Source organism: Cedecea colo, from assembly GCF_011808225.1.
Taxonomy (GTDB): Bacteria; Pseudomonadota; Gammaproteobacteria; order Enterobacterales; family Enterobacteriaceae; genus Dryocola; species Dryocola colo.
Window position 1 is genome coordinate 59,439 of record NZ_SOYS01000010.1, and the last position, 14,322, is coordinate 73,760.

Annotated in this window: 9 protein-coding genes; 4 read left to right on the forward strand and 5 right to left on the reverse strand. The window is 56.0% G+C overall.

Features of this window, described 5'->3' with window-relative positions; all coding sequences use genetic code 11:
- Positions 1 to 48: 48 nt before the first annotated feature.
- The gene (gene glpD / locus E2L00_RS18125) at positions 49 to 1,557 is read left to right on the forward strand and encodes a glycerol-3-phosphate dehydrogenase (protein WP_167614191.1); all 1,509 of its coding nucleotides are present in this window, start codon (positions 49 to 51) and stop codon (positions 1,555 to 1,557) included.
- Between the two features lie 92 nt (positions 1,558 to 1,649).
- Here the strand turns inward: glpD and malT are convergent, their stop codons facing one another.
- Positions 1,650 to 4,355, reverse strand: a complete 2,706-nt coding sequence (gene malT / locus E2L00_RS18130) for an HTH-type transcriptional regulator MalT (RefSeq protein WP_167614193.1) — start codon at positions 4,353 to 4,355, stop codon at positions 1,650 to 1,652.
- Positions 4,356 to 4,816: 461 nt separating this feature from the next.
- On the opposite strand from malT, the gene malP reads away from it, so the two are divergent.
- Positions 4,817 to 7,219, forward strand: coding sequence for a maltodextrin phosphorylase (gene malP, locus E2L00_RS18135; protein ID WP_167614194.1), 2,403 nt, complete (start codon positions 4,817 to 4,819; stop codon positions 7,217 to 7,219).
- Between the two features lie 9 nt (positions 7,220 to 7,228).
- Positions 7,229 to 9,310 carry a 4-alpha-glucanotransferase gene (malQ, locus tag E2L00_RS18140; protein WP_167614195.1) on the forward strand — a complete coding sequence of 694 codons (2,082 nt, stop codon included), beginning with the start codon at positions 7,229 to 7,231 and terminating at the stop codon, positions 9,308 to 9,310.
- 35 nt (positions 9,311 to 9,345) lie between these two features.
- Here malQ and nfuA read toward each other — a convergent pair whose 3' ends face one another.
- Positions 9,346 to 9,921, reverse strand: a complete 576-nt coding sequence (gene nfuA / locus E2L00_RS18145) for a Fe-S biogenesis protein NfuA (protein WP_121267488.1) — start codon at positions 9,919 to 9,921, stop codon at positions 9,346 to 9,348.
- Positions 9,922 to 9,979: 58 nt separating this feature from the next.
- Complete coding sequence (gene gntX / locus E2L00_RS18150; RefSeq protein WP_167614196.1) at positions 9,980 to 10,660, reverse strand: DNA utilization protein GntX; 681 nt, start codon at positions 10,658 to 10,660, stop codon at positions 9,980 to 9,982.
- Positions 10,661 to 10,696: 36 nt separating this feature from the next.
- On the opposite strand from gntX, the gene bioH reads away from it, so the two are divergent.
- Entirely contained in the window at positions 10,697 to 11,473 is a 777-nt protein-coding gene (bioH, locus tag E2L00_RS18155) for a pimeloyl-ACP methyl ester esterase BioH (RefSeq protein ID WP_167614197.1), read from the forward strand.
- Between the two features lie 239 nt (positions 11,474 to 11,712).
- On the opposite strand, the gene feoC is transcribed toward bioH, so the two are convergent.
- Entirely contained in the window at positions 11,713 to 11,952 is a 240-nt protein-coding gene (gene feoC / locus E2L00_RS18160) for a [Fe-S]-dependent transcriptional repressor FeoC (protein WP_167614199.1), read from the reverse strand.
- A 9-nt stretch (positions 11,953 to 11,961) separates the two neighbouring features.
- The gene (gene feoB, locus E2L00_RS18165) at positions 11,962 to 14,283 is read right to left on the reverse strand and encodes a Fe(2+) transporter permease subunit FeoB (protein WP_167614201.1); all 2,322 of its coding nucleotides are present in this window, start codon (positions 14,281 to 14,283) and stop codon (positions 11,962 to 11,964) included.
- Positions 14,284 to 14,322: the final 39 nt, after the last annotated feature.

Below are 14,322 nucleotides of genomic sequence, written 5' to 3' on the forward strand. Positions count from 1 at the left end.
AGCGATAACGAACATTTATGAGCTTTAACGAAAGTGTGTGAGGGCAGCATGGAAACCAAAGATCTGATTGTCATTGGCGGCGGCATTAACGGCGCCGGTATCGCGGCAGACGCGGCAGGCCGCGGCCTGTCTGTGCTAATGCTGGAGGGGCAAGACCTGGCCTGCGCAACGTCCTCCGCCAGTTCAAAACTGATCCACGGCGGCCTGCGCTATCTGGAACATTACGAATTCCGCCTAGTGAGCGAGGCGCTGGCCGAACGTGAAGTGCTGTTGAATATGGCCCCGCACATCGCCTTCCCGATGCGCTTCCGTCTGCCTCATCGCCCGCATTTACGCCCGGCCTGGATGATCCGCATCGGTCTGTTTATGTACGACCACCTTGGTAAACGCACCAGCCTGCCTGCGTCAGCCGGTTTGCGTTTTGGCGCAGATTCGGTCCTTAAGCCAGAAATCGTGCGCGGTTTCGAATATTCCGACTGCTGGGTAGACGATGCGCGTCTGGTGCTGGCGAACGCGCAGATGGTTACGCGTAAAGGTGGCGAGGTAAAAACCCGTACCCGCGCAACCAGCGCCCGTCGCGAAAACGGACTCTGGGTTGTTGAGGCGCAGGATATCGATACCGGTGAAACCCATAGCTGGCGCGCGCGCGGCCTGGTAAACGCTACCGGCCCGTGGGTGAAAGATTTCTTCGATGATGGTTTGCAGCTTCCGTCGCCGTACGGTATCCGCCTGATCAAAGGCAGCCATATCGTTGTGCCGCGCGTGCACAACCAGAAGCAGGCTTATATTCTGCAAAACGAAGATAAGCGCATCGTGTTTGTCATTCCGTGGATGGACGAGTTTTCGATTATCGGCACCACCGACGTCGAGTACAAAGGCGATCCGAAAGCGGTTCACATCGACGAGAGCGAAGTAAAATATCTGCTGGATGTCTACAACGAGCATTTTAAAAAGACGCTTTCGCGTGAAGATGTGGTGTGGACTTATTCCGGCGTGCGTCCGCTGTGTGATGATGAATCCGATTCACCGCAGGCCATTACCCGTGATTACACGCTTGATATTCACGACGAAAACGGTAAAGCGCCGCTGCTGTCCGTTTTTGGCGGCAAGCTGACAACCTATCGCAAACTTGCGGAGCACGCGCTGGACAAACTGCAGGCTTATTATCCGAAAATCGGCCCGGCCTGGACTAAAGGCAGTAAATTGCCAGGGGGAGATATCACCGGCGACCGCGATGATTTTGCGGCCCAGCTGCGCCGTCGCTATACCTTCCTGAGCGAAAGCCTGGCCCGTCGCTTTGCCCGCACCTACGGCAGTAACAGCGACCTGATTCTTCAGGAGGCGACATCCCTTGAAGATTTAGGCGAGAACTTCGGATATGAGTTTTACGAAGCCGAACTGCGTTATCTGGTCGAGCACGAATGGGTTAAGCGTGTCGATGACGCCATCTGGCGTCGTACCAAGTTAGGCATGTGGCTGACGGAAGAGCAGCAGGCGCGGGTGGCGCAGTGGCTGGTAAAGCGGAACGGTAAACCGACGTTGTCGTTGGCATCGTAAACAAGCGGTGGATGGCGCTTACGCTCCTCCACCCTACACAATCAAAGGCACGGAATTTGTAGGTCGGATAAGCCTGCGCCATCCGACATTGTTTAAACCCCGTATCCCATCATCTTCAGTAGCTTCTGCGCATGCTGCACGGCGTCCTGACGGTGCGCCACGCCCAGCTTCTGATACAGATTACGAATATGCGTTTTGATAGTGGTTGCCGCCACGTCCAGCTCGCCCGCGATTTGCTCGTTGCTGTAACCTGAATAAATCAGCCCCAGCACCTGCCATTCACGCTGGGTTAGCGGGCTGGTGCGGATCAGCTCCGGCACTTCCGGATGGGTTAGCAGACGATTAACAAAGTTCTCATCGAAGTGCGCGAACTTGTGGCGGTGGTGCTGGTTAATCTCACGCAGAATACGCTGGGCGCGATGCTGATCCAGCTCCGGCAGCGTATTGAGCTGGATTAGCTGGCGCAGCTGCTGCGCCATGGCTTCGCCCTCAATCACAAAGTGGCTGATAAACCCGGTACGGTTGGCCAGCGCCAGCGCTTCAAGCAGCACGCGTTGCGCATCGCTTTTACGACCGGACTGCCAGTAGAGCTGGTTTAACAGCAGCAGGTTGCGGTTGAGATCGCTCATCAGGCGCAGGCTACGCGCGTTTTCATTTAATTCTTCCAGCACCATTTCCGCCGGATCGAACTCGCCCAGCAGGATCTGTACGCGGGCAATATTGCGCCACTGGCTTTGCAGGAAGTGATTATTGGCAAATTCCGGTTTTGGCGTCTGGCGTAACCAGTTGGCGGCAGACTTTTTATCGTCGGTCATTTGCCAGTAAATAACCCGTACTTTATCGGCGTTTGACACCCAGTCGCTGTGATAAGGCCCGTTACCGAGCAGGTTCTCCAGGCGATTCAGGTGGCTACGGGCGTTATCCAGATCGCCGCGTGCCAGCGAGCACTGCACCAGCAGCGCCAGGCATTGCAGCTGCTGCTGCGGCTGGTAGCCGGAAAGCACCTCCACGCCGTAACGAGCCGAAGCCTCGGCTTCATCCAGACGTGACCAGGCCCACAGCAGCTGCGCGCGAATACGTAACAGGAATTCGTGCAGCGGCAACTGTTCAAGATGCTGCTCGCGAATCAGGACGAAGGCTTTTTCCTGCATCTCCCATGCGGCCTGCAGGAAGCCCTGGGCCAGCAGAATTTCGCTTTGCTGGATAAGGCTCCACAGCGCGTAATGCCACACGTCGTGGCGGCGCGACATCTGCTCGGTTTGCTGCATCACCGACAGGGATTTCGTCAGATCGCCTTTGCAGTGCAGCACTTCGCCGTGGACGGAGGTGGCAACGATTCGGCTGTAGTAGTTTGCCAGCGGCAGCATATCGAGCGCGATCATCGCCAGCCTTTCAGCCTCGACCGGATCGCCGTCATTAATGGCGACCTGAGCGCGCAGGGCGTTGAATTCGCCGTGCAGCGTATCGTCCATTTCCAGATTCATTTCCTGCTCGGCCCGCGCCAGCAGCAGGTTAACTTCACTGTAGCGGTGCTGGCTTTGCATCAGCCAGGCCTGCAATAGCACCAGCTTCGGATTCTCCAGCAGGCTTTCCCACGGCAGCGCTTTCAGCGACTCTTCCAGCAGGGTCAGCTCGCTGTGGTTAAACAGCGCCCAGGCATGATGCAGCAGAATATCGCGCAGCATGCTGGCGTCGCCCGCGGCTAACGCGTGATGAATGGCTTCGCTCGGGAAACCCTGCGCCATCCAGCTTTCGGCGGCGGCACGGTGGATATCCGGCAGTTCAGCGGCAAGCTCCCACTGACAGCGCTGGCGCAGGAAGCTGCCAAACAGCGGATGGAAACAGAACCATTCGCCGGAGTCGTCCATGCGCTGCATGAAAAGCCCCTGACGCTCGGTCTCTTCCAGGCGCATCTGGCCGTTTTCTTCACCGGTGATGCGGACAATCAGGGCATCGTTCATCGAGCGCAGAATTGAGCTGCGCAGCAGGAAGTTACGCGTATCCGCATCCACGTTATCGAGCACTTCATCCACCAGATAGTCAGAAAGGTGGCTGGCGTTGATACCGGAAAGGCGCCGTGCGGAGTGATGCGCCGAGGAGTTATTTTGACGTGCGGAAAGCGCGATGAGCTGCAATGCGGTAGCCCAGCCGGCGACGTCGTCACACAGGCGGCTACTGTCGGCTGGCTCAATCGGCGTGTTCAGACGGCAGTCAAAGAACTGTTTCGCTTCCTGGTGGGTAAAGGCAAGCTGCTGGCTGCCAATTTCCAGAAGCTGATCGCGCACGCGCAGGTTGGCAATACCAAGCTGCGGCAGGTTGCGCGATAACACCACCAGCGTCAGGTTTTCTGGCTGATGGCGAATAAAAAAGCGCATCGCTTCGTGAATAACCGGGTTATTGATCAAGTGGTAATCATCAATCACGAGGAATAGCGGGCGATGCCATTCCGCCAGCTCAATAAACAGCTGCGCAAACAGCGATGAGAGGCTCGCATACTGGCGCTTTTGCGCCATTACTTCACTGCTGACACAATGGCCGCCGGTTGCCTGTTGAATGGCGGTAACCAGATAACTGGCAAAGCGTTCTTGTTGGTTATCGCCCTCATCAAGGGAATACCAGCCTAACTCATTTTTCCCTGCTGCCCACTGGGAGACCAGTGTGGTTTTGCCATAGCCTGCGGGACTGGTTATCAACGCCAGACGATAATTTGCGGCGGTTGACAACTTCATCAACAGGCGGTCGCGAACCACGGTATTTTCCAGACGCACCGGGCGACTCAATTTGGATGGGATCAACATAGTGTCACTTCACTGTGTGTATAAATTTTATACAGAAATGAATTTTTTTACGCTTCGTAATTAATGCTTACTGTTAAGGTCGGCCAGATTCGATCTTATTGCAAGATTGTTGAACTTTCCGAGGGTGTTAAGTTGCACCTTGTCACAGTTCCATAGTTTTATCGCATGGGTTTCTAATTAATCATACATTTTTCATGAAGTTTAATTGCTCGTTTTCCGCGCCTGGCCTGAAAAGAAAACGGTTACAGACGGCGGGTAAATGCGAACGTAACGGCTTCTATATTGTCCAAATTCTGGTGAGATTTTGCCTCTGCTGGCCGAAAGTTAAGTGGCCACGATCACACTTTTAGCTCATCCCCAACGCTCATCCTGGCCTTTTCCCCCACAGGATGAGGAATAAGCCCAAGCCGCCCGGCACACTAACGGGCAATGCATTTAGCACATCAAAGGATCGATTCCCAATGTCACAGCCGAGCTTCAAAAAAGAACAATTTCAGGCTGCGCTGACCCGTCAGTGGCAGCGTTATGGCCTCCAGGCCGCCAGCGAAATGACCCAGCACCAGTGGTGGCATGCCGTAAGCGGCGCGCTGGCGGAACTGTTGGCAGCGCAGCCGGTCGCCAGACCAAAAGCGAAGCAGCGCCACGTTAACTACATCTCGATGGAGTTTCTGATTGGCCGCCTGACCGGCAACAACCTGCTGAACCTCGGCTGGTATCAGGACGTGGCGAATGAGCTGCAAGCGTTTGATATCAACCTGACCGATCTGCTTGAAGAAGAGACTGACCCGGCGCTGGGCAACGGCGGCCTGGGACGTCTGGCGGCGTGCTTCCTGGATTCTATGGCGACAGTGGGCCAGTCGGCGATTGGCTATGGCCTGAATTATCAGTACGGTCTGTTCCGCCAGTCCTTCAAAGACGGCCAGCAGATGGAAGCGCCGGACGACTGGCAGCGCGGTAGCTACCCGTGGTTCCAGCATAACGCCGCGCTTGATGTGCAGGTTGGCGTGGGCGGCAAGGTTATCAAAGAAGGCAAGAATAGCCGCTGGGAACCGGCGTTTATCTTCCAGGGCGAAGCGTGGGATCTGCCGGTGCTTGGCTACCGTAACGGCGTCGCCCAGCCGCTGCGCCTGTGGCAGGCGAAACATGCTCATCCGTTCGACCTCACCAAATTTAACGATGGCGATTTCCTGAAAGCAGAACAACAGGGAATCGACGCGGAAAAACTGACCAAAGTTCTCTACCCGAACGATAACCACTTAAACGGCAAAAAGCTGCGCCTGATGCAGCAGTACTTCCAGTGCGCCTGTTCGGTGGCGGATATTTTACGACGTCATCACCTGGCGGGCCGCAAACTTGCCGAGCTTGCTGATTACGAAGTGATTCAGCTTAACGACACTCACCCGACTATCGCCATTCCTGAATTACTGCGCGTGCTGATTGATGAGCACCAGCTAAGCTGGGACGACGCCTGGGCCATCACCAGCAAAACCTTCGCCTACACCAACCACACCCTGATGCCGGAAGCGCTGGAGTGCTGGGACGAAAAACTGGTGAAAGCGCTGCTGCCGCGCCATATGCAAATCATCAACGAGATTAACGCTCGCTTTAAAAAGCTGGTCGATAAAACCTGGCCGGGTGACGAAGCGGTATGGGCAAAACTGGCGGTGGTGTACGACAAACAGGTGCGCATGGCAAACATGTGCGTGGTGAGCGGTTTTGCGGTAAACGGCGTTGCTGCGCTGCACTCCGATCTGGTGGTAAAAGATCTGTTCCCGGAATACCACCAGCTATGGCCGAACAAATTCCATAACGTTACCAACGGCATCACGCCGCGCCGCTGGATCAAGCAGTGTAACCCGGCGCTTTCCGCCCTCATCGATAAGAAGTTAAAGAAAGAGTGGGCCAACGATCTGGACGTGCTGGAAGGGCTGGAAAAATACGCTGACGACGCGAAATTCCGTCAAGAATATCGTGATATCAAGTACCAGAATAAAGTGAAGCTGGCGGCGTTTGTGAAAGCGCGTACCGGCATCATTATCAGCCCTGATGCGCTGTTCGACGTGCAGATAAAACGCCTGCATGAATATAAACGTCAGCATCTGAATCTGCTGCATATCCTGGCGCAATATAAAGAGATCCGCGAAAACCCTGAGGCCGACCGCGTGCCGCGTGTGTATCTGTTTGGTGCGAAGGCGGCGCCGGGTTATTACCTGGCGAAAAACATTATTTTTGCCATCAACAAAGTAGCGCAGGCGATTAATAACGATCCGGTCGTTGGCGACCAGTTGAAAGTCGTATTCCTGCCGGATTACTGCGTTTCCGCAGCGGAAATCATGATCCCTGCGGCGGATATCTCCGAGCAAATCTCCACCGCGGGCAAAGAAGCCTCCGGCACCGGCAACATGAAGCTGGCTCTGAACGGCGCGCTGACCGTGGGCACGCTGGACGGCGCAAACGTCGAAATCGCCGAGAAAGTGGGTGACGAGAACATCTTTATCTTTGGACATACCGTGGAAGAAGTGAAAGCCCTGAAAGCCAAAGGCTACGACCCGGTGAAATGGCGTAAGAAAGATAAAGCGCTTGATGCGGTACTGAAGGAGCTGGAGAAAGGCGTTTACACCGATGGCGATAAACACGCCTTCGATCAGATGCTGCATAGCATCGGTAAACAAGGCGGCGACCCGTATTTAGTAATGGCTGACTTCACGGCTTACGCTGCTGCACAAAAGCAGGCTGATGCGCTGTACCTCGACCAGGAAGCCTGGACTCGCGCTGCTATTCTGAACACCGCGCGCTGCGGCATGTTCAGCTCGGATCGCTCGATTCGTGATTATCAGCAACGCATCTGGCAGGCTAAACGCTAAGGGAAGGACATGGAAAGCAAACGCCTTGATAACGCCGCGCTGGCGGCAGGAATTGCAGCTAATTACATTAACGCGCACGGTTTGCCGCAGGCCATTCCGGCGGATACCAAGCTGCGCTTGCTGGAAGCCATGAGCCGCACCGCTACTCCTCAAAAGGTGGCGGTCACTCCCGTGCCAAACGTGCAGGTATTTACCGCCGGAACGAAGATGGCGCTGCCGCTGGAGGGTCACGGTGAATTTACGTGGCAGCTGGCAACGGAGGCAGGTAAAACGCATCGCGGACACGCACTGGCAGGAAGCAAGCTGGCATTGCCCGCCCGACTGCCGGAAGGCTACCACGAACTTACCGTCAGCCAGAACGAACGCTCCTGGCAGTGCCGCGTGATTGTCGCGCCGAAGCGCTGCTATGAGCCCGATGCGCTGTTGCAGGACAAGAAGCTGTGGGGTGCCTGCGTGCAGCTTTACACTTTGCGTTCCGCGCATAACTGGGGCATCGGCGACTTTGGCGATTTACAGCGTATGCTGGTGGACGTTGCGAAGCGCGGCGGTTCGTTTATCGGCCTGAACCCGATCCATGCGCTCTATCCGGCAAACCCGGAGAGCGCAAGCCCGTACAGTCCCTCTTCGCGCCGCTGGCTGAACGTTATCTATATCGACGTTAATGCCGTAGATGATTTTCTCTTAAGCGATGAAGCCCAGACATGGTGGAAGATGCCGGCCACGCAGCAGTCGCTGAAAGCCGTGCGTGATGCCCGGTGGGTCGATTATGCCACCGTCACCGCGCTGAAAATGGCGGCGCTACGCATGGCGTGGAAACAGTTCTCAAAACGTACCGCGCGCGATGAGCAGGTTCAGGCGTTCCAGACGTTTGTGGCAAACGGCGGCGATAGCCTCTATTTCCAGGCGGCCTTTGATGCGCTGCACGCTTATCAGGTTAAAGAAGATGAAATGCGCTGGGGCTGGCCGGTATGGCCGGAAGGTTTCCGCGACGCGCATACTCCGGAAGTAAAAGCTTTCTGCAGCAAGTACAGCGACGAAGTTAACTTCTTCCTGTGGCTACAGTACCTGGCCCACACCCAGTTTGAAGCGTGCTGGCAAACCTGTCGGGGCTTCAAAATGCCTATCGGCCTGTACCGCGATTTGGCGGTTGGCGTGGCGGAAGGCGGGTCGGAAACCTGGTGCGATCGTGAACTGTACTGCCTGAAAGCGTCGGTTGGCGCGCCGCCGGATATTCTTGGTCCTCTCGGCCAGAACTGGGGCCTGCCGCCAATGGATCCGCACGTTATTACCGCGCGGGCCTATGAGCCTTACATTGAGATGTTACGCGCCAATATGACTAACTGCGGCGCGCTGCGTATCGACCATGTTATGTCGATGCTGCGTCTGTGGTGGATCCCATACGGTGAAACGGCGGATAAAGGCGCGTATGTGCATTATCCGGTGGACGATCTGCTGTCGATCCTGGCGCTGGAAAGCAAGCGTCATAATTGCATGGTGATCGGTGAAGATCTGGGTACGGTGCCGGTTGAAATCGTAGCCAGGCTGCGCGACAGCGGCGTTTATTCCTACAAAGTGCTCTATTTCGAACACGACAACGAAAAGCAGTTCCGCGCGCCCAAAGCGTGGCCGAAGCAGTCGATGGCCGTGGCTACCACTCACGATCTGCCTACGTTACGCGGCTACTGGGAAAGCGGTGATTTAACGCTGGGTAAAACGCTGGGGCTGTATCCTGACGAAAAGGTACTGACCGGGCTGTATCTGGATCGCGAACGCGCCAAACAGGGCCTGCTGGATGGTTTGCATGAATATGGCTGTTTGCCAAAACGGGCAGGGCACAAAGCCTCACTGATGGCGATGACGGCCACGCTTAACCGCGGTATGCAGCGTTATATCGCCGACAGCAACAGCGCGCTGCTGGGCCTGCAACCGGAAGACTGGCTGGGCATGGCGGAGCCGGTGAATATTCCGGGTACCAGCTACCAGTATAAAAACTGGCGTCGCAAGCTATCCACTTCGCTTGAGGATATGTTTGCCGACGAGAGCGTGAATAAGCTGCTGAAGGATTTGGATAAGCGGCGTAAGAAACGCTAAAAAAGCTTCCCCCCGCCTGGCGGGGGGAATGCGAATTAGTAGTAAGAGTGCTCGCCGCGCTGGTGTTCGGTCAGATCGCGAACGCCTTTCAGCTCCGGGAACTCAGCCAGCAGCTGTTTCTCAATACCTTCTTTCAGGGTCACATCGACCATTGAACAGCCGTTACAACCGCCGCCGAACTGCAGAATAGCCAGTCCGTCATCGGTAATTTCCATCAGCGTAACGCGGCCGCCGTGGCCTGCCAGCTGCGGGTTAACGGTTGCCTGCAGCATGTATTCCACGCGCTCCATCAGCGGGGCATCGTCGGCAACCTTACGCATTTTGGCGTTAGGGGCTTTCAGCGTTAGCTGAGAACCGAGCTGGTCGGTAACAAAATCAATTTCTGCGTCTTCAAGGTATGGCGCGCTCAGTTCATCGACATAAGCGGTCAGCTGCTCGAATTTTAACGCCGTGTCACTTGCTTCAACCGCATCCGGCGGACAATAGGAGACGCCGCACTCCGCATTAGGAGTACCAGGATTGATAACGAAGACGCGGATTTGCGTCCCTTCTTCCTGACCTGCCAGCAGTTTGGCAAAGTGAGATTGTGCAGTATCGGAAATACGGATCATAACGATTGCTCAATAGTTGACTATTTTAGTCGGTTATAATACGCCCATCATCGAGGGTCTACAAGGTTCGACACAGGCACCATACCTGGATAGTCGCCGCGCCCTGCTTTTTTAGCAGCCGCGCAATTTCCGCCACGGTACTGCCCGTCGTGACGACATCATCCACAATAACTATATGGCGACCCGCCACCGGGAATTCAATCCTGAATGCCCCTTTGAGATTGCCGCGACGTCGCCTCGCGCTTAGCTTGTGCTGCGTTGCCGTGGCGCGGATGCGCCTGACTGACGCATGCTGATAAGCGCATTGCAGCCAGCGCGCCAGCGGGGCCGCGAGCAGGGCGGACTGGTTAAAGCCTCTGCGCCAGGCGCGACGGGAATGTAAGGGTACGCTGACGATCGCCTCGGGTTTTGGGACAGAACCAGCGCGTATCGCAGCAATAACTTTTAGCAGTATCAGCCGCGCCAGCGCCGGAGCGAGGGCAGTGGTGGCAGTAAATTTCAGCCGGTGAATGAGGGAATTAAGCGGCGGTTGATAATCGGTGACAAAAATCAGCTTATCCCACGGCGGTGGATTTTGCAGGCAGCGGCCACACTGCGTCACGCCTCGCGCGGCGGGTAGCCCGCAGCGTTCACAGCAGGACGGGCTGGACAAGGCCGCGCTACAGCGTGAACAGATGCCCCATGCCGGACAGGCAAGCGGCAGACGGCATAGCCAACACAGCCCCGGGATTGTTAGCATATTCGCTCCATACATTTGAAAACGAGACAGTAACCGATGAGCGAACTTTGGTGGCAGACAAAAGGTGAGGGAAAAATCAGTCTTGTGCTGCTGCACGGATGGGGGCTGAACGCCGAAGTATGGCATTGCATCAGCGCGGAATTAAGCTCGCATTTTCGTTTACACCTGGTCGACCTGCCAGGCTATGGCCGCAGCCAAAGTTTTGGCGCCTTGACGTTGCCGGAGATGGCCGAAATCGTGCTGGCACAGGCGCCGGAGCAGGCTGTCTTTCTTGGCTGGAGTTTAGGCGGGCTGGTGGCAAGCCAGATTGCACTGACCCATCCTGAACGCGTACGCGCGTTAGTAACCGTCGCCTCATCACCCTGTTTCACCGCTCAGGGAGACTGGCCGGGAATTAAACCTGAAGTGCTGGCTGGTTTTCAGCAGCAGTTGAGCGAAGATTTTCAGCGTACCGTTGAGCGCTTCCTTGCTTTGCAAACGCTGGGAACGCAAACCGCTCGTCAGGACGCCCGTGCGTTAAAAGCGGTGGTGCTTGAGCAGCCGATGCCGGAGGTTGGGGTGCTCAATGGTGGTCTGGAGATCCTGAAAACCGCCGACTTACGCGAGCAGCTTACGGCGCTGCGGGTGCCTTTGCTGCGTCTGTACGGCTATCTTGACGGCCTGGTGCCTCGCAAAATCGCGGCTTTGCTCGATGAGCGTTACCCGCAAAGCGAATCGGTTATTTTCCCAAAAGCTGCCCATGCGCCGTTTATCTCCCATCCTGAAGAATTTTGTTCGGCGTTAGTGAAGCTGAAAAATCTTCTGGAGGAATAAGAAGGCCTCTGTGGAGATTACGGCAGGCATTTACGGGTAAGTTTTGATAAAAGAGAGGCGGAGGAACTCCGCCTCAGGTTGCTGATAAAGAAGGAAAAGCGTGGTTTTTCCTTCTTTATGGTTACCAGCCGAAAATCAATGGATTGATTTTCCTTGTTCTTTAAATGGCGGCACACTTTATTTTTGTGACGCCGGGAGTTTTGTCACTAGTCTCAGGCGGAGAAATACCGCCTTTGTTATTAGCCCGCCAGCGTCCACACTTCGCGGATACATTTCTTTCCTTGCGGACAGCTTTTGCAGCTGCCGGTCAGACAGTCGCCTGGGTCTTCCTTCATTCGCATCGCTTTACCCATGGCTTCTAAACGCCCGAGCATGGCGTTTACCAGCGGAAGCGGGACGGCAAGCCGTTGGCTTATCTGTGCTGCATCCAGGCGGCCCTGCAGCGCCAGTGCGTTACGGACGTCGATTAAGCTCGCCATGATTTCTCCTTAGTGGCAGTCGCCAGCGCTGGTTTCACAGCAGGCTGCGGCAGCAGTTTTACGGGCTGCCAGCAGGCTGACGTCCACACGGCTGCGCGCGCGGCGCAATCCGCCAATCAGCACCAGGTTAAACAGCACCACCGCAAGGATGCAGACCAGGCTGTATTGCGGATGCGCCCTGAACGACACGCTCTGGTAATAGAGCGTTGATAGCGAGTAAGCGATGTCCAGCCCCCACAACACGGAAAACGCCATCCAGCCGCGGCTTGATTCGCGGGCCACTGCGCCCATCACCGAAATGCACGGAATATAAAGCAGCACGAAAATCAGGTAGCTGTAAGCCGCCGCCGCGCTGCCAAATTTGCTGCTCATCACGCCCATGGCACCCGTTGCCATCTCGCCGTCGCCTTTGCTGGCTTCTATTGGGTTAGCGAGCACGCTCAGGCTGAAGGTGTCTTTCAGACTTTGCCAGGTTTCATCTGCGGCGTCGCCGAGCTCATCGAGCAGGCTAAAGCCAGCCGCGTCAAACTCCTCGTTGTGCATGTCTTCTGCGGTGTAGAGGGTATTCAGCGTGCCGACCACCACTTCTTTTGCCATCGCCCCGGTAAACAGGCCTACGGTTGCCTGCCAGTTATCTTCGTGTACGCCAATAGGCTTAAGCAGCGGGGTTAGCACCTGGCTGACGGACGCGAGCGCTGAGTCGTTGATGTTATCCACGGGTTTGCCGCTAAACGAGAAGCTGTTGAGCGCGCCGATAAAAATACTGACGATAACAATCACTTTGCCCGCGCGCAGCACAAAAGCCTTCAGGCGCTGCCAGGTTTGCAACAGCAGGCTTTTCAGATGCGGCACGTGATAAACGGGCAGCTCCATCACGAAAGGTGATGCTTCGCCGCGCATGATGGTGTGCTTAAGCATCAGGCCCGTGAGAATAGCCATTACGATGCCGAGCATGTAGAGCGAGAAGACGACTAACGCACCCTGCTGGCCGAAGAACGCTGCCGCGAACACCGCAAAGATCGCCAGACGCGCGCCGCAGGACATAAACGGCGCCATCATGATGGTCATCAGGCGTTCACGCGGCGCGTCCAGAGTACGTGCGCCCATCACCGACGGCACGTTACAACCGAAGCCCACAATCAGCGGAACAAATGATTTCCCCGGCAGGCCGAGAGACTGCATTAGCCGATCCATGACAAACGCCGCGCGTGCCATATAGCCGGAATCTTCAAGGAAAGAGAGAAACAGGTACATCATGCCGATTTGCGGAACCAGCGGCAGCACGGTGTTGATGCCGCCACCGATCCCCTGGGCGAGGAAGATGGTCAGCCAGTCCGGGAAGCGCAGCGTATAGCCAATCCATTGAATGCCGTGGATAAAGATAGCGGCGGAGCCGCCGTCGAAAATTGGCTGTAGCGCGCCGCCGATGTTAATCGCCAGCAGGAACATCAGGTACATCACCAGCATAAACACCGGCAGGCCGAGGAAGCGGTTGAGGATAATTTTATCCATCATGGCGGTAAGGCGGTGCGGCTCGGCAGTCAGGCTGTTGCTCACCGTATCGCAGATGGCGGCGATGCACTGGTAGCGCGCATCGGCAATCAGCAACGCCGGGTCTTCAATGGTTTTTGCGAGACTGGCGCGCACGCTTTCCAGCTTATCCGCCGCGCTGCTGGCAAAGGCCTGGCTGTAGATATCTCCTTCCAGCATTTGCAGCGCCAGCCAGCGGCGTTGCTGCTCGGGTATCTCTTCTGCCATGTCCGCCGCCAGGTTATCCACTTCAACGAGCAGCGCCTGCGGATAGAGCACCAGCTCTGCGCGGGTATTTGGCTGGCGTCGGTCGATGGCTAATTTCAACCCCTCTATGCCGCGTCCGCGTGTGGAAACCAGCGGAACCACCGGGCAACCCAGACGAGCGGCGAGGGCATCGATATCAATGCGAATATTTTGTTTCTCAGCGATATCGAGCATATTGAGCGCCACGACGCAGGGCATACCCAGCTCCAGCAGCTGTAGCGTCAGGTAGAGGTTGCGCTCAAGATTGGCGGCATCCACGACGTTTATCAGCAGGTCGGCATCGCCGCTCAAAATATAGTGACAGGCAATTTGCTCATCGAGCGAGGTTTGTGAGGAGATGGTGGTCAGGGAATACGTGCCCGGTAAATCAACCAGCGTGACCTGATGGGTCAGGGTTGAAAACTGTCCTTCTTTTCGTTCGACAGTGACGCCTGCCCAGTTGCCGACACGCTGACGCGAACCAGTAAGCTGGTTAAACAGCGTGGTTTTTCCCGAATTAGGATTACCGATTAAACCTATGGTTAAGTTTTTCATTTTTCACCGACTAAGGAGAATAAAAACCGGGGCACGAAT